Raw genomic sequence first — 25,018 nt, 5'->3', positions numbered from 1 at the left:
CGGTAAGTGCCTGGATGTGCGTAACGGTAGTTCGGTGGATGGGACGCAGGTGCAGATCGCGTCGTGCAACGGTACGGCGGGGCAGCGGTGGACGGTGACGCCGGGCTCGACGATCAGGGCGTTGGGCAAGTGCCTGGACGTGAGCGGGAACAGCACGGCGAACGGGGCGCGGGTGCAGTTGTGGGGCTGTAACGGTGGCGCCAACCAGAACTGGCAGGCGGCTGCGGACGGGTCGGTGCGCAATCCGCAGTCGGGCAAGTGCCTGGACGTGTCGGGCGGCGGTTCCGCGGACGGCACGGTCGTGACCTTGTGGACGTGCAACGGCGGTGCGAACCAGAAATGGACCCTTCCCTGATCTCCGGCCATCCGAAAAGAGGGACATGACATGCGCAGAAGATCCCGTAGCCTGCTCGGCACGGCGGCCGTGACACTCGCCCTGGCCTGCGTCGCCGCGCCCAGCCCGGCGGCCGCTGCCGACCCGCCGTACAACGTCCTGGTCTTCTCCAAGACCGCGGGGTTCCGGCACGACGCGATCCCGGCCGGCGTTCAAGCCATCCGCGACCTCGGTGCGGCGAACAGCTTCACGGTGACCGCCACGGAGGACGCCAACCAATTCACCACCGCCAACCTGAGCCGCTACCGGGCGGTGATCTTCCTGAACACGACCGGTGACGTCCTGAACGGTACGCAGCAGACGGCGTTCGAGTCGTACATCGGCTCGGGTGGTGGGTTCGTCGGCGTCCACTCGGCCGCGGACACCGAATACGACTGGCCCTTCTACGGCAACCTGGTCGGTGCCTACTTCGCCTCGCATCCGGCGATCCAGCCGGCCACCGTCAGGGTGGAGGACCGGGCGCACGCGGCGACCGCCCACTTGCCGCAGGCGTGGAACCGCACCGACGAGTGGTACAACTTCCGGACCAACCCCCGCGCCACCGCTCACGTGCTCGCGACACTGGACGAGTCGTCGTACTCGGGCGGCTCAATGGGCGCCGACCACCCGCACGCATGGTGCAAGACCGCGGCCGGCGGCCGGTCCTTCTACACCGGTGGCGGGCACAGCCAATCGGCGTACGCCGAGCCGGCGTTCCGGGCGCACCTGCTCGGCGGCATCCGGTATGCGGCCGGCCTGACCAGGGCCGACTGCCGGCCCGAGATTGGCTACACAGCCCTTTACAACGGCTCGACCACCGGCTGGTCCCAGTCCGGTCCGGGCGGTTTCACCAATACCGACGCCACCCTCAGCTCGAACGGTGGCATGGGCATGCTCTGGTACAGCGCGCGGCAGTTCACCAACTACTCGCTCAAGCTGGACTGGCGGCTGCTCGGCGACGACAACTCCGGGGTCATCGTCGGGTTCCCGCCGCCGAGCGATCCCACCTCGGCGTTGAACAACGGCTACGAGGTGCAGATCGACGCCACCGACGCGATCGACCGCACCACCGGCTCGATCTATGCGATCAAGGCCCCGGACACCGCGGTCCGGGACGCGGCGCTCAACCCGCCGGGCGAATGGAACACGTTCGAGATCCTGGTGGAGGGCGAGCGGCTCCAGGTGTTCCTCAACAGCGTAAAAATCAACGACTTCACCAACCCCGACCCGGCCCGGTCGCTCGCCGGCCACGTCGGTATCCAGAATCACGGTACGGGCGACGACGTCTCGTTCCGCAACATCCGGATCAAGGAACTGGGTGGGACACAGCCCGGTGGAACGGGTCCGATCGTGGGCATCGCCGGTAAGTGCCTGGATGTGCGTAACGGTAGTTCGGTGGATGGGACGCAGGTGCAGATCGCGTCGTGCAACGGTACGGCGGGGCAGCGGTGGACGGTGACGCCGGGCTCGACGATCAGGGCGTTGGGCAAGTGCCTGGACGTGAGCGGGAACAGCACGGCGAACGGGGCGCGGGTGCAGTTGTGGGGCTGTAACGGTGGCGCCAACCAGAACTGGCAGGCGGCTGCGGACGGGTCGGTGCGCAACCCGCAGTCGGGCAAGTGCCTGGACGTGTCGGGCGGCGGTTCCGCGGACGGCACGCTGGTGCACCTATGGAGCTGCCACGGCGGCGCGAACCAGAAATGGACCCTTCCCTGAGCCTCGCGCTCGGCGACTGAGCACACGAGACGGCCACCCGGTCCGCTGATCGGGTGGCCGTCTCTCGTCGTATTTCTACGCTCGCGTCCAGCGTTGGTTGGCGGCTGCGGTGCAGTTCCACAGGATCACCGCGGTGCCGTTGCCCGTGGCGTTGCCGTTGACGTCCAGGCACAGCCCGGCCTGGTTGCTGACCGTACCGTTGCTGTTGATCGTCCACTGCTGGTTCGTGCCGCCGTTGCAGTCCCAGATCTGCACCCGGGCGGCGGCGTTGGCGGGAGCGTCCAGGCACTTGCCCATCACCTGCAGCGCCGCCCCGTTCTGGCTGAACTGCTGGTTGGCGTTGGAGTGGCAGTCCCAGATCTGTGCCGGGGTGCCGTTGGCCGAGTTCGCGCCGCTGATGTCCAGGCAGCGGCCGGAGGCCTCGCTGCGCAGCCGGAAAGCGGTCGGGTTGGTCGGGCCGGACGACGGCGGTGTTCCCTGGAACTGCGCGAAGAACCGCCATACCTCGACCTTGGTCCACGTCCTGGTGCCGTCCTCACAGCCGCTGCACCCGTCCACGGGACCGGGACCGTGACCTCCGTCGAACGCCGCCCACTGCACCGGGTAGCCGGCGCGGCATCCCGAGTACGCGGTAGTGATGTGCGTCCGGCTGCCCGGGCCCGGCTCGCGCGGGCTTTGAGCGGTGCAGCCGTTGTTGCGGACGAACGTGTCCCGCAGTGTTCGGCCCGCCGAGATGTTGAGGACGTTGTCCGAGATGCCGTGCAGGCCGAAGTACGCGATCGGCTGGCTTCCGCCGCTGCATCCGCTCAGCTGCGCGCCGGCGTAGACGGCGACGGCCCGGAAGACGTTGGCCCGGGCGCAGGCGAGCGCATAGCTCATGCCGCCGCCGTAACTGAAGCCGAGAGCGAAGCGCTGCGCCGTGTCGACGCAGAGGTCGTTCTCGATCCGCCTCACCATGTCGTCGACGAAGGTGACGTCCTCACCGCCGGAGTTGGCCCAGCCGTTGCCGAGGCCCTGGGGCGAGACGAGGATCGCGGTGTTGTTCGACTGTTCCTGCATCCCGTAGTAGGCCCACGATGCCCCGCTGCTGCCGCCCGAGGCGACGTCGTTCATGGTGCCGCCCCGCCAGTGGAAGGCGAAGATCAGCCGGTACTGGGTGTTGCTGTTGTAGTTGGCGGGGATCCGCAGGACGAAGCCGCGAGTCTTGCCGCTGCTCTGCAGCGAATGGGTTCCGCTGGTGAGAGTGGGGGCCTTGCCGCATCCGGGCGTCGCCGCGAGTGGGACGACGTCGGCGGCTGCCAGCCGGATGCCGGTGACCCCGGCGACGGTGAGCAGCACACTGGTGGCCGTGGCGGCGACGAGCGTGGGCCATCGGCGGCGGTCAGTGCCTTGTCGCATCGTATTTCTCCATTCCGTGGGGGACAGCGGATCAGCGGTATCCGGCGGCGATGACGTTGGCCTGGACCGCGTTCTCGGTTGCCTCGGACGGGTAGCCGGAGACCATTGCCCCTTCGTAGAAGGTGCCGGCGCTGAGGTTCGCGCCGCCGCCCGGCTTGCAGCAGTCGCCCCCGCTGCCGAGGATGATGGCGCCCTGTTTCTTCATGGGGCTGTATCCGGGAGGGAGCGCGCCGTCCCAGAGCGTGGTCAGGCCACCTGTCTGGGCGTTGCCGCCTTTGAGCGCGAAGCGGGTCGTCCCGTTGTTCTTCAGCATCGCTGTCACGAACTTGCTGGTGAAGGCACGCTGGTTCGGGTTCCAGGACTGGCTTCCGCCGGGAAACAGTCCCCACTCCAGGTCCGCCTGGACCCACGGACCGGTGCCGGCGCACCCGCCGAACCAGCACTGGGTGCTGAAGTTGATGGCGTCCATCGCCCCGGCGGCGTCGGCTGATCTGGTGGTCTCGCTGTTGCCGTAATCGAAGCAGCAGCCTCCGTTGACGTGGGTGCCGCTGGTCACCATGTACATGCCCTCGGGCGCGCTGCCGGTCGGCACCCCGGTCAGGTGGCCGTCCCGCCAATAGCTGTTGCCGGGGTTGATGTAGAGCGAGTAGGCCTTGCCACCGCCGATCGTCAGTGCCTCGGAGGTCGCCGTTGCCGGCCGGCTCTGGGTGGAGCCGGGGACCACGCTGGATCCCTGGTACCACAGGTCGTTCCCGCGCCCGGACTGGTCGTAGACCACGGTGATGACGCAGGTGGTGCCGGCGCAGAAGGAGTCCTGAGCGGACGCGTCGGCGGTGCCGCCCGCGGTGCGTACGCTGATGTTTCTGGTCGTGTTGTCGGAGGAGCGCCGTACCTGGTAAAGGTTTCCGGCGTACGAGCCGTAGAGCGCCCGGACCGTGCTGTGCGCCGCTATGCAAGGCGTGCCGCCGGACGCGTAGATCTCGCACGGGCCGGCACCGGTGGGCGGTGTGGTCGGCGGCGAGTCCCATCTCTGGTTGGCGCCCGCGTGACAGGACCAGAGGATGAGCTTCGTGCCGCTGGCGGTGCCGGCGCCGTTGGCGTCCAGGCACAGGCCGGACTGGGCGCCCCGGATGGTGCCGTCGGTGTTGGTGTTCCACTGCTGGTTCGCGCCGCCGTGGCAGTCCCAGACGATGACGGCAGTGCCGTTGCCGGTGCCTTGACCGCTGGCGTCCAGGCACTTGGTGCCGTGGACCGTCAGCTGCCTGCCGGCCGTGTAGGTCCATGCCTGGTTCGCCGCGCCGGTGCAGTCGCCCAGCTGGATCTGGGCGCCGTTGGCGGTGGTGGCCCCGGGCATCTCCAGGCACCGGCTGGACGCCACTCCCACGATCGGCGCCGTTTGCCCCGGCTGGATGACCACGGCCGCCGCTGCGGCCTGGGGCACGACGACCGCGGCGGCGGTGACCATCGCGATCCACGCCGCGGTGGCGAGCCGGAGCGGTCTGCGGCGAGGACTGCGTCGGAGGACAGAGATCATGGTGTCTCCTCGAATGGCTAGTGCCAGGGCCGGGACCGACCCGGAGCGGTCGGTCCCGGCGGTGAAGGCGATGCCGCTACACCGGTGTGAAGCGCCACTGCTGGTTGGTGGCGCCGTGGCAGCTCCACTGCAGCAGCCGTGCACCGTCGGTCGTGGCGCCACCGTTCACGTCGATGCACAGCCCGCTCGGGACGCTCTTCACGGTGTACACACCGCTCGTGCCGGTGGACGTGACAAGGAACTTCTGCTGGTTGCCATTGGTGCACGACGCCTGCTGGAGGAACGCGCCCTGGGCGGTGGAGCCACCGATCACCTCGAGGCATTTGCCGCTGTGCCCGGCCTTCAGGTAGACGGCGCCCCCGCCGGCGTCGGAAGCCTGCCACCTCTGGTTGTTGCCCCCGGTCGCCGTCCACTGGACCACCTGGGCGCCGTCGGCGGTGGAGGCGCCGCTGACGTCCATGAGCTTGTTGCTGTGCTGGGCGGCCACGGTCCAGGTGCGACCGGCGATGCCACCCGCGCCGGGGACGCCGACTCCGGCGCCACCGAAGGTGATCGCGTCCAGGTCGAACCAGTTGGCCGAGCTGCCCTTGAACACCAGGTAGAGCGTGTGGCTGCCGGACAGGGCGGCGACGTTCACCGCGGGTGTGGACTGGTAGCTGTCCCATCCGCCCGTGTTGACCACCGGGGTGGTGGCCAGCAGGGTGCCGGTGGGCGAGTCGGCGCGCAGCTCGATCGATCCCCCTCCGCCGGGCGACGACAGCCGGTAGCTGACGTTGGCGATGCCCGACAGGCTTATCGGGCTGAATGCCACCCAGTCGTTGGGGGAGATGTCGCCGATCCGCTTGCCGCCCTGGGCGCCGGCCTGCTCGACGATGCGTACCCCGGACTGGCTGGAGTAGAACTCGGCCTGCTTGTCCTTGGGTTGGAGGATCGCCTTGGCGTAGCCGGTGAGCGGCGCCGCACCGCCGGCGCCGCCGTTGTCGGTGTAGCGGGCGTTGAGGACGTAGTAGAGGTTCGCACCGTCGGGGTGACCGCCTAGCAGGTCGGTCGAAATGGTGCCCGAGCAACCGGGGTAGTCCGTGGTCTCGTGCTGGTGGTCGTCGTGGCCGAGTGCGGGGTTGACGAAGACCTTGGTGCAGTCGATCGGGCCGCCGTCCGGGTCGGAGACGCTGACCGTGTACGACACCTTGTCACCGAAGTTCAGCATGCCCCCGTCGGGTGGCACGGTGATGGTGACCACCGGCGCGGCGTTGCCGACGGTGATCTGCACATTGGCGAAGCCGGTCTTGCCGGTGTTGTCGGTGATCTTCAACTGCGCCGTGTAGCTGCCGTTGGCGGTGTAGGTGTGTGCGGGGTTGGCCGCGGTGGAGGTGACGCCGTCGCCGAAGGTCCACAGGTAGCTGAGCGTGTTGCCCGGGTCCGGGTCCGCCGATCCCGCGCTGCTGAACTGGACGGTCAGCGGCGCGGCACCGCTCGTGGGTGTGCCGGTGGCCTTGGCGACCGGTGCGCGGCCGCCGTGCACGTAGCTGATCCGGTAGAGGCCGGAGTCGTTGTTGCCCCCACCGAAGTTCGCGCCCCACTCGAGCAGGTAGAGCGAGCCGTCCGGCCCGAACGTCATGTCCATCGGCTTGTTGAAGTTGCCACCGGGCAGGAACGGATTGGTCCGCGTGACGGCTGACGCCGAGTCGAAGTGCACCTCTTTGACGTACTTGCGCTCCCATTCGTAGAAGAAGTGCACGCCGTCGTAGTAGGGCGGGAACTTGGTCTCCGACGGGTTCGCCGCGTTGTAGCGGTAGACCGGTCCCGCCATCGGAGCCGATCCGCCGGTGCCGAGCTCCGGGAAGGTGGGCGACGCGCCGTAGCCGTACCACATGTTCGGGGCGACGATCGGCTTGAGGCTGGTCAGCCCCGTGTTGTTCGGCGAGTTGTTGACCGGTGCGGCGCAGTTGAACTTCGCGCCCACGGCGCCGGTGCTCGGGTTGTACGGTGCGTACGGCTGGTTGTCGCCGTGGCAGAACGGCCATCCGTAGTTGCCGGCGGACTTGATGACGTTCAGCTCGACCAGGCCCTCGGGGCCGCGGTTGGTGGCCGGGCCGCCCCGGTCCGGGCCGTAGTCGGCGAGGTAGACCCAGCCGGTGGCCGGGTCGATCGAGAAGCGGAACGGGTTGCGGAAGCCCATCGCGTAGATCTCCGGACGGGTCTGGGCCGTTCCCTGCGGATAGAGGTTTCCGGTCGGAACGGTGTACCCGCCTGCGGCGGACGGCCGGATGCGGAGCAGCTTGCCGCGTAGGTCGTTGGTGTTGCCCGCGGTGCGGGCCGCGTCCAGGTGGGCTCTGCCGGATCGCCAGTCGAGCGGGGCGTAGCCCTGCCACGCCGGGTCGAGATTGGGCGGGACGTCGTCGCCGGTCCCGATGTAGAGGTTCCCGTCCGGGCCGAACGCGATGTAGCCGCCGGTGTGCCCGGGCTCGGGGGCGGTGCGGTCGCGAGAGGCCGGGACGTCGATGACGGTCACCTGGCTGGACATGGTCAGCGTGTCGCCGGTGAGCGTGAAACGCGAGACCCGGTTGATGTCGGTCGCGCTGTTCGCCGGCGAGTGATACAGGTAGACGTAGCCGTTGGCGGCGAAGTTCGGGTCGAGCGCGATCCCGGTGAGCCCGTCCTCGCCGCCGGTGTAGACGCTGAGCGTTCCCGCGGTGACTGTGGTGTTCGTGGTCGGCTTGAAGATCTTCACCTGTCCCGCCCGCTGGACGTAGAGCACCCGCCCGTCCGGGGCGACGGCCAGTGCCATCGGGTCGAGGGTGTTGTCGTCGAGGGTCCGCTTCTCGAAGTTGTTCCAGACGGTGCCGCCGCAGTCCCCGGCTGCGGCGCCGGCGGCCCACTTGACGCCGCCGAGGACGTGGTTGCGGAACGGGGTTTCGCTGTAGGACGCGGCCGCGTGGCCCATGGCGGTGGCCCAGACCCGGCCACCGGCGGCATTGCGGCACCAGGAGATCGGGTGATCCGGCCCCATCGCCCGGGAGCCGGGGTTGTATGTCCGCTCGTCGGCGGTCGCCAGAACGTGCACCTTGCCGCGCGGGTTGGCGTCGAAGTTGTACCACTCCTCGGCACGGTTCCACCGGTCGGGGAGCGCCGCCGTCGACGGATGCTTCTTGTCGGCGACGATCGCGGTGCCGGAGAGGACACCGGGGGAGTGCTCGGGCATGTGGGCGCCCCCGTTGATGGTCTCGTCCCACCACGGGTATTCGTTCTCGATGCCCATGTCCGTGGCGTTGTGGACCGCGACGATGCCCTTGCCGCCGGCGAGGAAGCCCTCCACGGCCTGACGCTGAGCCGCCGTGGTCCACACCATGCCCGACGTCTGGAACATGATCAGAACGTCGAAGGTGGCGAGGTTGGCCGGGGTGAAGACGCCGGCATCCTCGGTCTGCACCACCTCGAAGTTCTCGGCGGCCGCCTGCTCGCGGAACATCTGGATGCCGGCGGGGATCGAGTCGTGCCGGAAACCGGCCGTCTTGGTGAAGAGTAGGGCGCGGAAGGCCGGCGCCGCTGACGCCGGGCGGACGATCGCGAGGGACAGTAACAGGCCGACGACGGCCCCGAAGATCAATGTGCTGCGACGCATGCCGTCTCCTATTCGGCGGTCAACAATGCCGACCACGGGCGCGCGCCACCCGCACCTCCTGGTTGGGGGTGCGCAGCTGTATGTGCCATCAGGTCGCCATGCCGTCCGCCGCGACGGCAATCACGGTCCCTCGGGAAGTAACGCATTGTCACACCTGGCGCTACTTCATCCCGCGGTCTGCTCGGCAGCATGCGACCGCATATCGCTAGATGTCAATGCGACCCGTTGGCGCCGTTCTCGTAACAAATTTTTCCGAGTCCGGATTTGCTGATCTCGGGTTGGAGCGCTCCCAGCAGGGATTGCCAAGGTCCAATGTGGCGCCTAAGGTCGGGACATGTCGAAGGTATGACGTCTTATGACTCGAGCGTCGGCCAGATCTTCGCCCGACCGCGATCCCGTGCTGTCAACTACTGAACGTAGGGGTTTTGATGTCCGACCCGCTGCTCGCACTCCAGGGCATCGGTAAGTCGTTCCTCGGCGTGCGAGTGCTCGGGGGTGTCGATCTCGAGGTCCGGCCGGGCGAGGTGCACGCTGTCGTGGGGGAGAACGGCGCCGGCAAGTCCACCCTCATGAAGATCGTGTCCGGGGTGTACCCGCCCGACGAGGGCACCATCGAGTTCGCCGGCGCACAGCGGCACTTTTCCGGTCCGAGGGATGCCCAGCGGGCCGGCATCGGCATCGTCCACCAGGAATTCAACCTGCTGCCGCAGCGTACCGTCGCGGAGAACGTATTCCTGGGCCGGGAGCCCCGGCGGCGCGGGCTCGTCGACCGGCGGGCGATGCTGGGCCGCGCCGCGGAGCTCCTCGCCTCGGTCGGGGAGGGCTCGCTGCCGCCCGATACCCGCGTGGGACGACTGGGTGTGGCCCAGCAGCAGGTTGTGGAGATCGTCAAGGCGCTGGCCCTCGACGCTCGGTTGATCATCATGGACGAGCCCACCGCGGCCCTGGCCGATCATGAGGTCGGCCAGCTCCGCGCTCTCGTCCGGCGGCTCCAGCAGCACCACATAGGCGTGCTGTACGTGTCCCACCGGCTCGCCGAGGTCTTCGATCTGTCCAGCCGGATCACCGTGCTGAAGGACGGCCGCCGAGTGACCACGGTGAATACGGACGAGGTCACCGCCGACCAGTTGGTCCGGCACATGGTCGGGCGCGAACTGTCCGGTTACTACGCCGAGCGCGCGAAGCCGGACGAGCGGGGCCCGGTCCGGCTGGCGGTCCGTGCCGGCGGGAACCGGATACTGCGCGACATCAACCTCCAGCTGCGCGCCGGCGAGGTGCTCGGCGTCGGCGGGCTGCGCGGCGCCGGACGGTCCGCGCTGGCCCGATCGCTGTTCGGGGTCTCACCGTTCACCACCGGTGCGGTGACGATCGACGGAGAGCCGGTGCGGTTGCGCTCGCCACGCGCCGCGATGCGAGCCGGGATCGCGTACGTCACCGAGGACCGCAAGGGCGAGGGCATCGTGGCCGGGCTGTCGGTGCTGGACAACGCGCTGCTGGCCAGTCGTGCCGTCCGCCCGGGGTGGGCCGGCCGCGGTGCCCGCGCGGCACGGATCCGGGACCTGCTCGCGGCCGTCGAGCTGCGTGCCGCGGGGGAGGACCAGGACATTCGTTTTCTGTCCGGCGGCAACCAGCAGAAGGTCGTGCTCGCCAGGTGGCTCGCTCTCGGTCCGCGGGTCCTGCTGTTCGACGAGCCGACCCGGGGCATCGACGTGGGCTCCAAGTCGGCCATCCACGACCTCGTCCGCAGACTCGCTCGGGCGGGCGCAGCCGTGCTTGTGGTCTCGTCCGAGCTGCCCGAGCTGCTGGGCCTGAGCGACCGGCTCATCGTCATGCGCGACGGCCGGATCGCCGGCGAACTGCCCGCCGGGTCGAGCGAGGAGGATGTCGTCGCGCTGGCCGTCGGCACCACGCGGGAGTCGGTCGGATGAGTAGCGCGCTGTCCATGCCGGCCCGGCGGGCCTCGCCGGGAGTGTTCGTGGCGTTGGTCCTGACCCTGGCCATCGGCTGGCTGGTGGTCGCGATCGACGGCGGCCAGTTGTTCAGCGTGCCGACGACGGTGAGCTTGCTGCACGTGGCAGCCGGCCTGGGGTTGGTCGCGGTGGGCCAGACCCTGGTCGTCATCGGTGGCTCACTCGACCTCTCGGTGGCGTACGTCATCAGCCTCAGCACTCTGGTTGCGGCCGAGACCATGGGCGGCGACGACGCGGCGTTGCTGCCCGGAATCGGCCTGGCCCTTGCGGTCAGTGCCGGCATCGGCCTGTGCAACGGCCTGCTGGTCACCAAGGTGAAGATCAATCCGTTCATCGCGACCGTCGGCGTCGGGCTGCTGCTGAAGGGCTACCTCGACAACGGCTACGACGGCCCGGCCGGAAGGACCGCACCCGCTCTCGTGCAGACCCTCGGGTACCAGCGGATCGGGCCCGTACCGCTGTCGTTCCTCCTGCTGCTCGGCGTCGCGGGCGCAGCCTGGTTCGCCCTGGCGCGTACCCGCTTCGGTCACCACCTGATCGCCGTCGGCGGTGACCCGGAGGTCGCCAGGCTCTCCGGGGTGCGCAACAGCCGGGTCCTCGTCACCGCGCACGTGCTGTGCTCGCTCTGCGCCGGCCTCGCCGGTATCTACCTCGCCAGCCGGCTCGGCTCGGGCGCTCCGCGGGTGGGCACCGAAGGCCTGTACGACCTCGAGTCGATCGCCGCGGTGGTCCTCGGCGGCACCGCCCTGGCCGGGGGTATCGGCGGGGTCGCCGGCACTGTCGGCGGAGTGCTGCTGCTCGCCGGCATCGATGCGATCTTCAACCAGCTCGAGGTCGACGCGTTCTTCAAACAGGTCATCCGTGGCGTGATCATCATTGCGGCGGTCGCCGTCTACGCCCAGCGGGTCCGGGGAAGGGCGGCGCCCTAGCCATGGAGATCGCTGAGCGTCGCCCGCTTCCGCTGCGGCTCCGGCGGTTCCGCGCCGGAAGCCTGGTTCCGATCGTCATGCTCCTCGCGGTATTGCTCGTGCTGATCGCTGTCCGCCAGCCCAACTTCCTTGCCCCGCCGTCCCTGCTGTCGTTCCTCGGCCGTTCCACGCCGATCATCCTGCTCGCCGCCGGTCAGTACTTCGTGATCGTCTCAGGCGAGTTCGATCTCTCCGTCGGCTCCCTGGTCACCGCGCAGGTCGTCGTCGCGGCCCGGCTCATCGACAGCGAGCCGTCGCGTACCTGGCCGGTTGTGGCGCTGCTGCTCACGTTCGGCATCCTCGTCGGTCTCATCAACGGTCTCGTCACGACCCGGCTGCGGGTGCCGTCGTTCATCACCACCCTCGGCATGTTCCTGATCCTCGTCGGCGCCGTTTACCTGTGGTCCGACGGCGCCCCGAAGGGTGGACTCTCGGAGGAGTTCCGCCGGTTCGGCCGGCGGGCGTTCGAGGACGTTCCCGGCCTGGGCCGGGTGCAGTACGCGCTGCTCGTTCTGCTGGCTGTGGCCACTGCGGCCGTGCTGCTGAGTCGTTCCGACTTCGGTCGCACCCTGGTGGCCGTCGGCGGCAACCCGCGAACAGCGGAACTGAGCGGCGTGCGGGTGTGGCGCGCCAAGACCATCGCGTTCGTCCTCAGCGGCCTCGCGGCGGCGCTGGCGGCGATTCTGCTCGGCGGGTACAGCGGCGTCTCGTTCCAGGCGGGCGCAGGCTTGGAGTTCGCTGCGATCACGGCGGTGGTTCTCGGTGGTGTCGCTCTGGGCGGTGGCCGCGGCTCGGTGTTCGGCGCGATGCTCGGCGCGCTGACCCTGGAGATGCTGTTCGCCCTGCTGAATTTCTACGGCGTCTCCGGCGCCCTCAAGTCCACCGTCCAGGGCGCGATCATCCTGCTCGCTGTGGCGGTCTCGTCTGTTCGTTCCACATCGAGGTAGGGGGATTCCGTGCGACGCACCATAACTGTCCTGGCTGTAGGGACCCTGCTGGTGCTCACCGGCTGTGCGACCGACGAACCGGCCACCGCGCCATCGGCCGCCGCTTCCGGGCCCGCCGGGTCGGGCACGGGCGAGCAGTCCAAGTTCTTCGTACAGGCGGACTACGACAGGGAGCTCGCCCTCCTCGACGCCACGCCCGCCGGGCCGGACGGAAAGCCGTGGGAGCAGGCTCTCCAGCCGACAATGGTGGATACCGCGAAGTTCAAGAAGGCGGGACCGCACAAGATCTGCTTTTCCAACGCCGGGTTGAACAACCCGTGGCGCCAGGTGGGCTTCAAGACCATGCAGGCCGAGGTCGATGCGCAGCGGAGCCGTATCGAGCAGTTCGTTCACATCGATGCCGAAGGCAAGGACCAGAAGCAGATCGCGGACATCAATGACCTGCTCGGCAAGGGCTGTGACGCGCTCATCGTCTCACCGAACACCACTGCCACGCTCACCCCGGCCGTGGAGAGCGCCTGCAAGAAGGGCCTGCCGGTCATCGTTTTCGACCGGGGCGTCGATACCACGTGTCCGGTGACCTTCGTCAATCCGATCGGCGGCTACGGTTTCGGTCATGTTGCGGCGGAGTTCGTCAGCGGGAATATGAAGCCGGGTGGCAAGGTGCTCGCCCTGCGCATCCTGCCCGGCGTCGACGTCCTGGAGACGCGCTGGTCGGCCGCGAAGGTCGCGTTCGACAAGGCGGGTGTGAACGTGGTCGGTGTCGAGTTCACCGACGGTGACCCGGCCAAGACCAAGAAGATCGTCAACGACTATCTTCAGCGGTACGGCACGATCGACGGCGTCTGGATGGACGCGGGGGCGGTTGCGGTCGCGGCGGTCGAGGCGTTCCTGGATGCCGGGCAGCCCGTGCCCCCGATCAACGGCGAGGATCAGCTCGATTTCCTCAAGCTGTGGAAGGACCGGAAGCTCACGGCCATCGCGCCGACGTATCCGACATATCAGTGGCGTACCCCCGTCATCGCCGCGTTGAAGATTTTGGACGGCGAGCAGGTGCCGAGCCCGTGGAAGCTGCCGCAGCCGACCATCACCCAGGAAAACCTCGCCCAGTACGCCGACCCGGACATGCCCCCGCTGCACTACGCGATGTGCGGCTGCACCGACCTTCCCGGTTACCCGGATCGGTGGAAGTAGTTCCGTGCGCGCCATCGGTGTCAACCCGTGGGTGTGGACCTCACCGGTCGACGACGCGGCCCTGGCCGAGCTGATCCCGCGGATCGCCGGATTCGGCTTCGACGCGGTCGAGTTGCCGATCGAGCGACTCGGCGACTGGGAGCCGGCGCGTACCCGGGATCTGCTGGCGGCGTACGGCCTGACCGCGGCCGGCGTCTGCGCCGTCACCTCGCCCGGACGCGACCTCGTCAACGCCCCGCCAGAGACGGTCGCCTCCACCGTGGCGTATCTGAAGTCCTGCGTCGACCACGCCGCTGCCGTCGGCGCTGCCTGTGTCGGCGGACCGGTCTACGCCGCGGTCGGACGGACCTGGCACATGTCCGCCACGGCCCGCGCGACCTGCTACGCGGACGTCCGCCGCGCTCTGCGGCCGGTGGCCGACCATGCGGGGGAGCGGGGCGTGAGCATCGGCGTGGAAGCCCTCAACCGTTACGAGACGAGCGTCGTCAACACCGTGGAGCAGGCGGTGGAAATGATCGACGGCCTGCCGCCGAGTGTCGGTCTCATGATCGATACCTATCACATGAACATCGAGGAGAACGATCCCTGCGCGGCTCTGGCGTTCGCCGGCCCGTACATCAAGCACGTCCAGGTGAGCGGCACGAACCGCGGCGCACCGGGCAGGGATCACTTCGACTGGCCTCGGTTCCTCGCCGCTCTGGCCGCGACCGGCTACCGAGGCCCGGTCTGCATCGAGTCGTTCACCGCGCGCAACGAGGCGATCGCCACCGCCGCCGCGATCTGGCGGCCGCTCGCCCCGTCGCAGGACGCACTTGCTCGCGACGGGTTGTCCTTCCTGCGTGCCACCCTCGAGCAAATCGATATCGATCACTTGACCGGATGTTAGCGGTCACTTAACGTGTGGGTCATGACGTCATACGTCATATGAATTTAAGCCTTCCGGGGTGTCCCCCGGGGAGGTGCGTTCGGAGGCCGCCATGAGGAGACAACGTGGTCCCATCTTCGCCTTTCGCGGCGCGCGGGCGACTGCTGGCTGAAGCCACCACCACCCGCCTCGACGGCCCCATGCCGACCGATTGCGGCCAGCCGCCGGCGATTACTGCACCAGCCGAGACCTATATAAATGTCAGGTCCGGTGTGCCAGGCCCACCATCACGTCTGGCCGACTCCTCGCCGGCAATCGCACTCGGGATGCGTTCATCAGCGAGAGTTGTCGCGCGGGCCAACGGTCATTACGGGCTGTATTTCGACGAGGCTTCGAAGCGTCACACCGCCACCAGTAATGCTTTCGTCGGCACCGGCACGGTGGCGAAGGCCAATCCTGGAATCGCGACGGCAATTGGCCGTCAGGTGCGCAGGCCGCGTGCCGCGCCGGTGTGCGCCGAGTCGCCGCGAGCTACCCGAATGCTGACCTGATGGGGACCGGCGTCGCCGACGAACGGAGCCTGGTCGTCGCCGCGGAGGCCGGCGACCGGAGGGCGCTCGAGGATCTGGCCAGAGTCAGCCTGCCGCTGGTGTACACCATCGCCCGCAGGGCGTTGGGTGGGCTCCCGGAGGTCGACGACGTCGTGCAGGACACCATGTTGCGGGCAGTGCGGGAATTGCGCAGCCTGCGTACCCCGGAGAGCTTCCGGCCATGGCTGGCGGCGATCGCGACTCGCCAGATCAGCAGTCATCTTCACCGGCGGCAGGTGGACGCCGAGCGTGCCGTACCTCTCGAGGAGGTGGCCGATCCGCCGCACGCGGATGCGGAGAGCCTGGTCCTGGCATGCGTTGAGCTGTCCCAGGACCGCCGGCAGGTGGTGCGCGCAAGCCGGTGGCTCGATCGGGGTGATCGGGTGGTGCTATCGCTGTGGTGGCTCGAGGCGGCGGGCCGGCTGACCAGGGCCGAGCTGGCCGATACGCTGGCAACGAGCGCTGCTCATGCCGGTGTGCGCCTCCAGCGGATGCGCAACCAGCTCGATCTTTGCCGGTCACTGGTCGCCGTCCTGGAGGCCAGTCCCCGATGCGCACGGTTGACCGTCGCATTGGACGGCTGGAGCGGCCGTCCGAGCGTGCTGTGGCGCAAGCGCATCATGCGGCATACCCGATGCTGTTCGGTTTGCGCTCGGGCCGCCGGCGGGCTGAGCCCTCTCGAGCGGCTGACCGCGGGTCTCGCATTGTTCCCCGTCTCGCCGGCTCTGCCGGCCACAGTGAGACGACCATCCGGCTACCACTCCCGATAACAGAATCCTTAATGATTTTTTCGCGTCCACTCCTAATTTCTCGATGAACGCGTTGCGTGGGACGTTTGGGCAATGCATTGACAGATATCACTTGATAAACTTGCCACAATCTGGCAATGTCTTGGACGTCGAAGCGCGGCTTCAGAACCACCCCAACCTTCGGTTGAAAACAAACGCACCGGACATCCCGGCGATTCATTCGACCCTGCCCTCCCGAAATCACCTCACCTGCTGGCCGAGGGCGGGGTGCGCAGCTTCCGGGCCGCGACGGCAGCAGCATGACGCCGACTTGCATCGCTGCCCGAGTGATCCGGAAGAGGCTGGCGCGGAGCGGGCAAGCTCCGCGCCAGCCCGGCCGGCGGCCCGGCTCGGATGCCGGCCGCCCCCGGCAAGACCACGACCGGCCCGTCGGGATCACAGTGCCATCGCGCTGCCGTGATTCGCTGCGACGCGAGGCGCGACGGCCCTGGCCGGTGAGCGCCCGGCCCGGCACACCGCACCCGCGTTCGGGTGGAGCAGCCACATCCTCGGCCTTGCCGCAGCAAAGGTCGCGCATCGAGCCTGACCACCAACCGGATCTGCCGAAGAGCGGATGCGTACATGTAGTCGTCGTCCGGCGTACATGACGGACCATACTGTCGCGATGGACCTCTTCCTCGGCAGTCAAGGGCTTGGTGCTTTTGGAGCCTGGCTCGACACCCTCGCCCCCCGGCCCAGGCGGGCGGTTCTGGTTCCGACGGCGGGCAATCCGTTGCCCGCGACGCCGTGGGTTGATGTGGCCGAAGCGGCGATGACTCGTGAAGGGCTGTCGGTGCGGCGCCTCGATCTCGAGCCCGCGACGCCCGAGGAGGTATCCGCGGTTCTGGCCGATGCGGACCTGGTATTCGTCACCGGTGGCTATCCGATCTTTCTACTCCAGCATGCTCAGCGAACCGGCTTCCTCCACGCCGTCAGACAGGGCGTCGCCTCAGGACAGTTCGCCTATGCGGGAATGTCTTCCGGAGCGGCGCTCGCAGCGCCGGACCTTGCGAGGTACAGAAACGATGACGATCCCGGGCAGGTGACCGACTCTGCGGGTCTTGGGCTCGTGTCGTTCTACCCGCTGTCGCATGCCAACCGTGGTCGTGAGGAGCTCTACGCGCAGATCATCGCCGAACATGGAGACCGGTACGACTTCGTCCCTGTCCGCGACGACCAGGCGGTAGTCATCCATGATGGCGGAAGACAGATCAAGCCGAGCTGAAGACAACAGCCGGTAGACACGCAGATCTAGCCGCTGATCGTGCGCTGTGGCTCGCCAGAAAACGTGAGGTGCCATCCCGCTTCAGCGGCTCGGCGAGCAACGGCCGGGCTCTGCCCACGTCCGGCAAGTCATGCCGCCACCGCAGGCGGCATTTCCGCTGTCTGCCGCTACTCCCAGGTGTTCGCCGGGCCGGCAGGTCGCTGGCGCACCAGTACGCCCGCCGGGACCAGGCTCGCGGCTAGCGCGATGACGAGGCAGGCGCCGGCGACTCCGGCCACCACGGCAACACGATGAGCACCTGCGGGTTCTTATCTCGCACCGCGAGCGCGAGACCGGCGACGGCGGGCACCACGGCGACCGCGGCCAACACCGCCCCGAGCGCGGTGACGAGTACGGCCTCCGCGCCGATGATGTGCAGCACCTGGCTGCGTGTCGCTCCCGACAGCCACCGCGATCGCCGACGCGATCCTCGACCAGCAGTTCGTCGGCATGTCGCCGCTCCAGAATCCGAATGAACCCGATGCTCGGAGATCGGCCGGAATCGGGACTGTGCCAGGAGCGGTGTTTCCGGCTCAACGCGCCGGGTTGAAGCCTGGCGGGATGGGCGCCGTGAGTGATGCCATCGAACGTCGTGAGCCACGGAAGAAGACTGAGGATGGCGGGCGGCAAATGTCGCCGGAGCAGGCCGCTGCGGCGGCGACGGCGGTCCGGATTGCGAGTCGTGGCCCCTGATCATGCCCGCAGCTCGGGAACGCGCCGAAATTCCTTCGATGCCGTGCCACCTTTGTCCATTGTCGCTCCATTCACCCGCCGTTCTTGGTCCGAGCGACCCGAGCCCGACGAACTCCTACCCTGCAGGGCAGAGAGCTCATAGGCCGTACGGCATCACACTGGGGAACGGGGGACACAATGACGAAGCTCAGGATCATCGGCGCGGCCGCGGCCGCGGCTGCGCTGGCCGCCATGCTGCTGGCTGCGCAGCCGGCCGCTGCCGCAACGTCCCACGACACGTCACAGACTCAGTCAGCGACGACCATCACGACCGGCACCAACTGGGATTAGCAGCGAACGGACGAACGCCCGGAACGCGGAAGCGGACCGGGCGTCTCGTTGACTACGGCTACGAGCGCGTCGCGCGGACGGGTCGCAAACTACGCCCCGTACCGGGCGGCGTTGCCCGCTCGAATACCAAGTCGTCGATGTCTTCCTGAATCTGCGCACTGCGTTCATGTACAGCTATGTACAAGATGATCCGGCCCGGCTCCGTGCGAACCGAGATGGCACGCATCTCACGAGTGATCAGACCGAGCGCGGCCTGGACGAGATCAAGCACCACGCGGTTCTCATGCGCTAATGACGCTTCCACCGTCGGCTCCCCGGAGTGCCGACCGACGCCGTAACGGACATTCGGTACGCCCCTCACTCGGAAGCGTCCCCGGACGATAGCTACGGGTGCCGCCCAGGGCACCTCATTTCAACGGGCGATTCGACGCACTGATCTAGCTGCCGGTCAGGCGCTGTTGGTCAGCGTGACGTCTTGAAGCGATGGAGGCACGAGCCGATCATGCGCCTTCCGGCGTAGGCCAGCCGCCCCGGCCGTGGCCGGGGCGGCCGGCGGGTCTCAGGAGATGTTCCAGCGCTGGTTCCAGTCGCCGACGCAGCGCCAGACCTGCAGCAGGGCGCCGTCGTTGTAGCTGACATTGGTCACGTCCAGGCAGAGGCCCGAGCGGTTGTTCGAGAGCGGCTGCCAGGCGGTGCCGTCGCCGAAGATGTCCTCGAAGACCCACTGCTGGCTGGTGCTGTTCCTGTCGCAGGTCATCTGGACTACCGGGGTGCCGTTGCCGCCACCGCCGGGCTGGTCGAGGCACTTCTGCGAGAGCGAGTTCCGGAGCGTGTAGATGCCCTGGCCCCACTCGTCGCTGGCCACCCGGGTGATGGTCCATCGCTGGTTGCGGACCTCGCCGGTCTTGCGCAGCGCCCAGAGCTGAGCGCGGCCGTAGTTGTCCCTGGAGTACTCGCGCATGTCGAGCACCTTGACGCTGGTGGCCCCGTCGGGCTTCTTGACGCTGACGTACGTGGTGATCGCGGCCAGCGCGGGCGCCGGGCTGACGAGCAAGCCGGCCGCAGTGAGGAGGGTTGCCGCCAGAACGGCGAACAGCCTTCGGGAACGAGACAGAATCATGGTTTGCCCCCGTGAATTAGTGTCGATGTCTCGATCGACACTTTAGGGGCGGCCGCCTTTCCCGGTGACCCGCTTCCGGCCCGGAAAAGGCGTTCTACCGCCGCCTGCCGGATGGCGCGAACTAGAGCAATGCCAAGTAAACGGGGCTTAGTCGGTGGACGCTGCAAGCCGTTGGACGCCGACCGGTGCGGGGAGCCGGCTACCGGCACGTATTGGTGGGGAAGGGCCGGGTTTGTCGGTAGGCCGGATCGGGCAGCGTAGGACAGCGGCCGCCTGCCGAAGGGAGATGCTGATGACTGGGTCTGGGCGACCATCGCCGGTTCATATCGCGCCCGTGGTAGCGGTGAGCGATCTGGAGCGCTCGCGCAAATTCTACGAGGGCCAACTGGGGTTGGACGGCGCCGCTACCCCCGGCGGTTGGACCGTGTCCGGCGACTACGGGACCGTGATTAACCTACTTCCGGAGATTCCCGACGCCGGCTCAGCAGGCTGGCCGGTCGCTACCTTCCGAGTTGACGACGTGTCCGCCACCGTCCGCGAGTTGCGATCCCGCGATGTGCCGTTCCTCGGCCCGGACGACATCCCCTTCAGCCTTGACGGCGACGGCGTGTCCACGGACCAGGCGGGCCTGCGAGTCGCGTGGATGCGCGATCCCGACGGGAACATCCTCACGATCTACTCGCTCAGCTCCTGACCGCCTACGCAAATGGACGGCTCACCTTGAGCGTTCGGGCAGCTGCAAGTCGATCATCGTGTCCGCGTGCCGGTGGGCGATCTTCCAGGCGCCGTTGTCGAAGCGGAAGATCATGGTGACTCGCAGGACCTGCCGGTGCGGCGTGGTGCTCCCGGTGTAGAGCACGTCGGCCGTCTCGATGGCCACCGTGTACGCGATCCGGCCGCGGACGTCCTTGACCAGGTAGTCGAAGTCGACGGTGGCGCCGCTGGGCTGGAACGCGCCGGCAGCGAGCAGGTACCGCTGGTGCACCTCGGCGGTGCCGGCTTCTCCCCGGCCGCCGAATCCGCCGAAGATCGACACCGGATCCCGGCCGGCGGTGATCGCCAGCCAGCGGGACGGGTCGCCGTTGACGAAGGCGGTGTTGGCGGCCTCATACCGGGTCAGGAATCTTTCAAAGGTGTGCGGCGGATCGGCGGAGGCCGGCTGGGCGCAGGCCAGAATGCCGAGGGCGATCAGGAGTATGACGGGAAGACGCTTCATGACATGTCCTTCCGGGATTCCAGGAAGTCGGCGATCACCTGGGGCTTTTCCAGGTACACCTCGTGGCTGTCGGCGCCCTTGACGGTCAGCGGCGCCTGGCCGGTCAGTTCGCCGAGACGGATTCCGATCGCCTCGTGCAAGGGGTTCGGCGTCTCGCTCAGGGCGATGATCACCTTGCCGGGCGGCAGTTCGCCGGGGCGGAACGTGCGCGCGGTGATGAGCGGGCCGTCGTCGCGTAGCACCGCCTCGGCGTTCGCCTCGGCGAGCTTGACGATCGGCGAGTCCAGGTCGGCGCGGCCTTGCGACAGAGTGCGCAACAGCACGTGGTACGCCCCTCGCCAGTCACCGGGCCGGCGGCGCAGATGCTCCTCGTACGGCTCATGCAACGCCGTACGCATCTGCTCGCCGTCGGGCAGCATGGCCACGGCTGGGGGTTCCCAGGCGATGGCTTCGGTCACCAGCTCGGGGTGGCGGGCGGCCAGGGCCAAGGCCACGATGCCGCCGGAGCTGAACCCCAGCACTGTTGCCGGCACCGCGCCGAGTTCGCGCAGCAGCATGGCGGCGTCGTCGGCGTGCTGATCAGCGCCGGATCCCGGCCAGTCGTCGCGGGTGCTGGCACCCGTGCCGCGCCGGTCGTACCAGATGACCCGCCGGGTCGCGGCGAGGGCGTCGGCCTGGCCGGTGAGCATTCCAGCGTCCTCGGCACCTCCGTGAATGAGCAGGACCGGGGGACCGGCGCCGGCGGTCCGGTAGTCGAGATGCATCACGATCTCCTTTCGCTGCACTCGAACTGAGTTCAATACTCGTTAAGGTAGGCGAATGACAGCACCGCGGCTAGACCGTCGCCGCTATGACGCCAGAAGCCGACAGTTGCAGGCGCAGCAGACTCGGGACCGCATCGTGGAGGTCGCTCGGCGGCTCTTCGTCGAGCAGGGATACGCGGGCACGTCGGTCGAGCAGATCGCCGCGCAGGCCGGGGTGTCCGGCCGTACCGTCTTCGCCGGCTTCACGGCCAAGATCAATCTGCTGAAGCAGGCCGTGGACACCGCGATCGTCGGCGACTCCGACGATGTTCCGCTCGCCATGCGGTCGGCCATGCAACGAGTGCACCAGGCTGCCACCGCACACGAGGCCTTCGAACGGCTCGCGGACGCCTACGCGGAGATCGTGCAGCGCGCCTACGGCATCTACACGGTGGTGCACCGCGCCGCGGACGCCGATCCGGAGATCGCCGAGCTGGAACGCCTGCTGGAGGCACAGCGCCTCACCGGCGCCGGGCAACTGGCGGCCACGCTGGCCGACCGCCTCGGCGTCGCCGACCCGGCGGCCGTCGCCTACATGCAGGATGTGCTGTGGACGGTCGGATCCCCGTTGCAGTACGGGCTGCTGGTCCACGGGCGCGGGTGGACGATCGAGCGCTATCGGGACTGGACCGCCCGGGCCCTGGCCGCCCTCGTCCCGCCGGCACATTGACCACTCATGCGTCAGGGCGGCTGCCGGCCGTCAGCCGTGGAGCAGAGCTGCCGCCTGGGTGCGGGAGTTGACGCCCAGCTTGCGGTACGCCTGTTCCAGATGCTTGTGGACGGTTCGTTCGCGGACGCCCAGCGAGCGCGCGATGTCCCGGTCCGAGGCGCCGCGGCCCAGCTCGCCCACCACCTCGCGCTCGCGCGGTGTCAGCGCCGCCAGCCGATCCGCTGCCGCGTCCAGGGCTTCGCGGCGGGTCAGGGCCCGGCGCAGCCGAGTGGTCTCGGCGCGGCGGGCTTGAGCGCGGCCGAGGTGGGCGGACATCAGCTCGACCACGGCGCGGTCCCGGCCGGTCCAGCCGCGGCGGGATCGGTTGAAGGCGAGCAGATGACCCTCGCGGCGGTTCAGCCGGACCACGCACAGCAGCTGGTCGTGGGTGCCGCGCGGGGCGAAGAAGTCCACGTAGAGCGGGTTGCGCCGCAGCTGGCGCAGCGTGTTCACGTCGGACCAGGCGGCGGGCCTGCCGCGGTGCAGGGTGCCGGCCCGGAAGGCGGTGAAGCCCGGGTGCAGCGTGAAGACGCGGTGGAACGAGGAGACCCGGCTCAGGTTGGACTCGTCGGGGACGCTGTGGGCGGCGACCAGCCGTTGCTCGACGTGGTCCACGGTGCTCAGCGACGTCATGTCGCTGCCCACGATGGCACCCATCCGGGCCAGATGGCTTTCCGCATCGCCGTCCAGGTCGTAGACCAGGTCGAGGAGGCGCCGCAGGTCGGTGGATGAGGGTGTGTTCACCCGTCCCATCCCACCGCCGTCGCGGCGCCGGAACTGTCGGCCGCCAGACGGTTGCGCTGACGGGGATGCGCAGAACTGCGTATGGCCGCCCGCCCGTCCCGGATGGTGCTCTGGGCTCGTCAATGAACCCGAGCACATGCGGAGAGAACACCGAGATGGCGAACGACGAAATCCGTTATTCGGCGGTCTGGCGACCGTCGACCGAGGGTGAGATTCAGGTGTACGGGTGGACGTACGCCGACTATCGCAAGAAGTACGACGAGCTGTGGAAGCAGGGCTGGCGGCTCAAGGCGCTGCAACCGTTCGTGCTCTCCGGCGACCAGGTCCGGTACACCGCGGTGTGGCGGCCGTCGACCGAGGGCGAGATCCAGATCTACGACGCTCCGTACGAGACGTACCGCGCCAAGTACGACGAACTGTGGAAGCAAGGCTGGCGCCTGAAGCTCATCCAGCCGTACGTGGTGGCCGGCCAGGTCCGCTACACCGCCGTCTGGCAGCCCTCGAAAGAGGGCGAGATGCAGGTGTACGGGTGGACGTACGCCGACTTCCGCAAGAAGTACGACGAGTTGTGGAAGCAGGGCTGGCGGCTCAAGGCGCTGCAACCGTTCGTGCTGCCGGGCGATCAGGTCCGGTACACCGCGGTGTGGCGGCCGTCGACCGAGGGCGAGATTCAGATCTACGACGTGAACTACGAGGCGTACCGGGCGAAGTACGACGAGCTGTGGAAGCAGGGCTGGCGCCTCAAACTGCTTCAGCCGTACGTGGTGGGCGGGCGCACCCGTTACACCGCGGTCTGGCGTCCCGCCACCACCGGTGAGTTCCAGCTGTACGGGGCGACGTACGAGCAGTACCGCAAGCGCTACGACGAGCTGTGGAACCAGGGCTGGCGTCTCCAGTCGCTGACCCCGCTCGTGGACCGCAGCGACATCGTGGTCCGCAAGGCGCTCGAGGCGTACGACCGGACCGGCGGCGTGACCAGCCCGCTGGGCCTGCCGACCGGGGCGGTGAGCGTCGCCGCCGGGCAGGGCCGCTGGCGGATGACCGGTGGGCACATCACCACCACCGCGGCCGGCAATCCGGAGATCATCATCGACCAGCACCTGCGGATCTGGTTCGTCGGCTTCAAGTGCTGGGGCGAGTCCACCGAACTGTCCGGCAGCGACGAGCCGTACTTCATCGTCTCCTGGGGCGGGCTCGGCCGCTCCGCCACTTCGATGTTCAAGTTCACCGACGTGGACAAGGGCGACGTCCGGGTGACGCCAGCCGTGGTCGCCGACAACCAGCCGGTGGTCACCAGCGTGCTGCACGTGGCGGTGATGGAGAACGACGAGGGTTCACCGTCGGACGCCCGCAAGAAGGTGGACGCGGCCATGCAGAAGGCCGCCGCGGCTGCCGCGCAGGGTGCTGCGATCTACGACCTGGCCAGCGCCGCGGCGCCGGGCAGCGGGCTTACCCCGGCGGCCACCATCGCCGGCATGGTGACCGGCGGTCCGATCGGCGCGCTGATCGCCGGCGGGCTGGTCGAAGGTCTCGGCCTGGCCGATGACTACGTGGGCGAGCACGGCGAGACGTTGTTCGCCCGGGGGTACGCCCCGCCGCAGGTCCAGGGCACCGTGCCGGGCACCAACGAGCCGTACACGCACAAGTTCTGGATCGACGGCAAGGGCGAGGGCAAGTACGACGTGTTCCTGCGCGCCGAGATCGTCAACCAGCCCCGTCCCTGGGTGGCGTAGGCGAAGTGGGCGGTGCGCCGCCCACCGCCCACTCCTCCCATTGATCAGGCGGGACGGAGGTGATCCGCTTGCGCCGATACTGCGCGGTGGAGCGCCGTACGCCCATGGCATCCGACAGCTCGCCATAGGTTCCGCCCGCACCGGTGTGCGCACGGATCAAGGCGTTGCGGACTCCGTCCAGGCGCAGCGGCAGGTTATGTTCGAGTTCGCGCAGAAAGTACTGCCAGGTCGTGCGATCGAAGTCGTCGGTTGAGCCGTTGCGCAGATGCGCGAGAGCAGTCAACGCCGTCGCGAACATGCCGAGCATCTGGCCCAAGTCAGCGCCTAGGGCGGCGGCCTCCTCGCTGGTCGGCACCACAACCACCGTGCCATCGGGCTGCCCCTTGACGTCCATGATCCTCCCTCGGTGTACGGAAAACCGTACACCGAGGGCGGCCGTCC

General features: G+C 68.4%; 24 protein-coding genes. 14 read left to right on the top strand and 10 right to left on the bottom strand.

The annotated features are described in order from the left end of the window. Together I4J89_RS37210 and I4J89_RS37205 are read left to right on the top strand one after the other, a co-directional pair. The coding region (locus I4J89_RS37210; RefSeq protein ID WP_196418871.1) for a lectin at positions 1-355 on the top strand (355 nt) is incomplete at its 5' end. Between the two features lie 30 nt (positions 356-385). Further along, on the top strand, positions 386-2,089 hold the full coding sequence (locus I4J89_RS37205) for a lectin (protein WP_196418870.1): 1,704 nt from the start codon (positions 386-388) through the stop codon (positions 2,087-2,089). 75 nt (positions 2,090-2,164) lie between these two features. On the opposite strand, the gene I4J89_RS37200 is transcribed toward I4J89_RS37205, so the two are convergent. The 3 genes from I4J89_RS37200 to I4J89_RS37190 all read right to left on the bottom strand — a co-directional run bounded on the left by I4J89_RS37200 (position 2,165) and on the right by I4J89_RS37190 (position 8,643). Beyond that, positions 2,165-3,487 carry a ricin-type beta-trefoil lectin domain protein gene (locus I4J89_RS37200; protein WP_196418869.1) on the bottom strand — a complete coding sequence of 441 codons (1,323 nt, stop codon included), beginning with the start codon at positions 3,485-3,487 and terminating at the stop codon, positions 2,165-2,167. A 31-nt stretch (positions 3,488-3,518) separates the two neighbouring features. Then, complete coding sequence (locus I4J89_RS37195) at positions 3,519-5,021, bottom strand: arabinofuranosidase catalytic domain-containing protein (RefSeq protein WP_196418868.1); 1,503 nt, start codon at positions 5,019-5,021, stop codon at positions 3,519-3,521. A gap of 76 nt (positions 5,022-5,097) precedes the next feature. Continuing rightward, entirely contained in the window at positions 5,098-8,643 is a 3,546-nt protein-coding gene (locus I4J89_RS37190; RefSeq protein WP_196418867.1) for a ThuA domain-containing protein, read from the bottom strand. A 428-nt stretch (positions 8,644-9,071) separates the two neighbouring features. Between I4J89_RS37190 and I4J89_RS37185 the strand changes: the two genes are divergently transcribed. From I4J89_RS37185 to I4J89_RS37150, 8 genes are all read left to right on the top strand, one after another. Continuing rightward, on the top strand, positions 9,072-10,571 hold the full coding sequence (locus I4J89_RS37185) for a sugar ABC transporter ATP-binding protein (RefSeq protein ID WP_196418866.1): 1,500 nt from the start codon (positions 9,072-9,074) through the stop codon (positions 10,569-10,571). Further along, positions 10,568-11,542, top strand: coding sequence for an ABC transporter permease (locus tag I4J89_RS37180; RefSeq protein ID WP_196418865.1), 975 nt, complete (start codon positions 10,568-10,570; stop codon positions 11,540-11,542). The genes I4J89_RS37185 and I4J89_RS37180 overlap by 4 nt, the downstream gene beginning before the upstream one ends. Positions 11,543-11,544: 2 nt before the next feature. Beyond that, the gene (locus I4J89_RS37175) at positions 11,545-12,528 is read left to right on the top strand and encodes an ABC transporter permease (protein WP_196418864.1); all 984 of its coding nucleotides are present in this window, start codon (positions 11,545-11,547) and stop codon (positions 12,526-12,528) included. Positions 12,529-12,537: 9 nt separating this feature from the next. Beyond that, positions 12,538-13,722: an ABC transporter substrate-binding protein gene (locus tag I4J89_RS37170; protein ID WP_309238629.1), complete on the top strand. Its 1,185-nt coding sequence runs from the start codon at positions 12,538-12,540 to the stop codon at positions 13,720-13,722. A 4-nt stretch (positions 13,723-13,726) separates the two neighbouring features. Beyond that, on the top strand, positions 13,727-14,608 hold the full coding sequence (locus I4J89_RS37165) for a sugar phosphate isomerase/epimerase family protein (protein WP_196418863.1): 882 nt from the start codon (positions 13,727-13,729) through the stop codon (positions 14,606-14,608). Between the two features lie 104 nt (positions 14,609-14,712). Further along, positions 14,713-15,138, top strand: a complete 426-nt coding sequence (locus I4J89_RS37160; RefSeq protein ID WP_196418862.1) for a hypothetical protein — start codon at positions 14,713-14,715, stop codon at positions 15,136-15,138. Next, a complete protein-coding gene (locus tag I4J89_RS37155; RefSeq protein WP_196418861.1) occupies positions 15,138-15,947 on the top strand; it encodes an RNA polymerase sigma factor in 810 nt (269 codons plus the stop codon). The genes I4J89_RS37160 and I4J89_RS37155 overlap by 1 nt, the downstream gene beginning before the upstream one ends. A gap of 643 nt (positions 15,948-16,590) precedes the next feature. Then, positions 16,591-17,190, top strand: coding sequence for a Type 1 glutamine amidotransferase-like domain-containing protein (locus I4J89_RS37150; protein ID WP_196418860.1), 600 nt, complete (start codon positions 16,591-16,593; stop codon positions 17,188-17,190). A gap of 238 nt (positions 17,191-17,428) precedes the next feature. Here I4J89_RS37150 and I4J89_RS37145 read toward each other — a convergent pair whose 3' ends face one another. After that, a complete protein-coding gene (locus I4J89_RS37145) occupies positions 17,429-17,611 on the bottom strand; it encodes a hypothetical protein (protein ID WP_196418859.1) in 183 nt (60 codons plus the stop codon). A gap of 488 nt (positions 17,612-18,099) precedes the next feature. On the opposite strand from I4J89_RS37145, the gene I4J89_RS37140 reads away from it, so the two are divergent. Continuing rightward, a complete protein-coding gene (locus I4J89_RS37140) occupies positions 18,100-18,252 on the top strand; it encodes a hypothetical protein (RefSeq protein ID WP_196418858.1) in 153 nt (50 codons plus the stop codon). Between the two features lie 58 nt (positions 18,253-18,310). Here the strand turns inward: I4J89_RS37140 and I4J89_RS37135 are convergent, their stop codons facing one another. After that, positions 18,311-18,556: a hypothetical protein gene (locus tag I4J89_RS37135; protein ID WP_196418857.1), complete on the bottom strand. Its 246-nt coding sequence runs from the start codon at positions 18,554-18,556 to the stop codon at positions 18,311-18,313. Between the two features lie 255 nt (positions 18,557-18,811). Beyond that, positions 18,812-19,372, bottom strand: coding sequence for an RICIN domain-containing protein (locus I4J89_RS37130; RefSeq protein WP_196418856.1), 561 nt, complete (start codon positions 19,370-19,372; stop codon positions 18,812-18,814). 286 nt (positions 19,373-19,658) lie between these two features. Here I4J89_RS37130 and I4J89_RS37125 point away from each other — a divergent pair, with 286 nt between their 5' ends. Further along, positions 19,659-20,066: a VOC family protein gene (locus I4J89_RS37125; RefSeq protein ID WP_309238628.1), complete on the top strand. Its 408-nt coding sequence runs from the start codon at positions 19,659-19,661 to the stop codon at positions 20,064-20,066. Between the two features lie 21 nt (positions 20,067-20,087). Here the strand turns inward: I4J89_RS37125 and I4J89_RS37120 are convergent, their stop codons facing one another. Together I4J89_RS37120 and I4J89_RS37115 are read right to left on the bottom strand one after the other, a co-directional pair. After that, positions 20,088-20,588 carry a nuclear transport factor 2 family protein gene (locus I4J89_RS37120; protein ID WP_196418854.1) on the bottom strand — a complete coding sequence of 167 codons (501 nt, stop codon included), beginning with the start codon at positions 20,586-20,588 and terminating at the stop codon, positions 20,088-20,090. After that, on the bottom strand, positions 20,585-21,352 hold the full coding sequence (locus I4J89_RS37115) for an alpha/beta fold hydrolase (RefSeq protein WP_196418853.1): 768 nt from the start codon (positions 21,350-21,352) through the stop codon (positions 20,585-20,587). The genes I4J89_RS37120 and I4J89_RS37115 overlap by 4 nt, the downstream gene beginning before the upstream one ends. Before the next feature lie 136 nt (positions 21,353-21,488). Here I4J89_RS37115 and I4J89_RS37110 point away from each other — a divergent pair, with 136 nt between their 5' ends. After that, positions 21,489-22,061: a TetR/AcrR family transcriptional regulator gene (locus I4J89_RS37110; RefSeq protein ID WP_196418852.1), complete on the top strand. Its 573-nt coding sequence runs from the start codon at positions 21,489-21,491 to the stop codon at positions 22,059-22,061. A gap of 30 nt (positions 22,062-22,091) precedes the next feature. On the opposite strand, the gene I4J89_RS37105 is transcribed toward I4J89_RS37110, so the two are convergent. Further along, on the bottom strand, positions 22,092-22,844 hold the full coding sequence (locus I4J89_RS37105; protein WP_196418851.1) for a helix-turn-helix transcriptional regulator: 753 nt from the start codon (positions 22,842-22,844) through the stop codon (positions 22,092-22,094). Between the two features lie 155 nt (positions 22,845-22,999). Here I4J89_RS37105 and I4J89_RS37100 point away from each other — a divergent pair, with 155 nt between their 5' ends. Next, complete coding sequence (locus tag I4J89_RS37100) at positions 23,000-24,577, top strand: hypothetical protein (protein ID WP_196418850.1); 1,578 nt, start codon at positions 23,000-23,002, stop codon at positions 24,575-24,577. On the opposite strand, the gene I4J89_RS37095 is transcribed toward I4J89_RS37100, so the two are convergent. Beyond that, the gene (locus I4J89_RS37095; protein WP_196418849.1) at positions 24,549-24,971 is read right to left on the bottom strand and encodes a hypothetical protein; all 423 of its coding nucleotides are present in this window, start codon (positions 24,969-24,971) and stop codon (positions 24,549-24,551) included. The two genes, I4J89_RS37100 and I4J89_RS37095, sit on opposite strands and share 29 nt — an antisense overlap. Between the last annotated feature and the right edge of the window lie 47 nt (positions 24,972-25,018).

Source organism: Actinoplanes aureus (assembly GCF_015704865.1).
GTDB classification, from domain to species: domain Bacteria; phylum Actinomycetota; class Actinomycetes; order Mycobacteriales; family Micromonosporaceae; genus Actinoplanes; species Actinoplanes aureus.
This window is presented reverse-complemented; position numbering and strand designations above follow the sequence as displayed.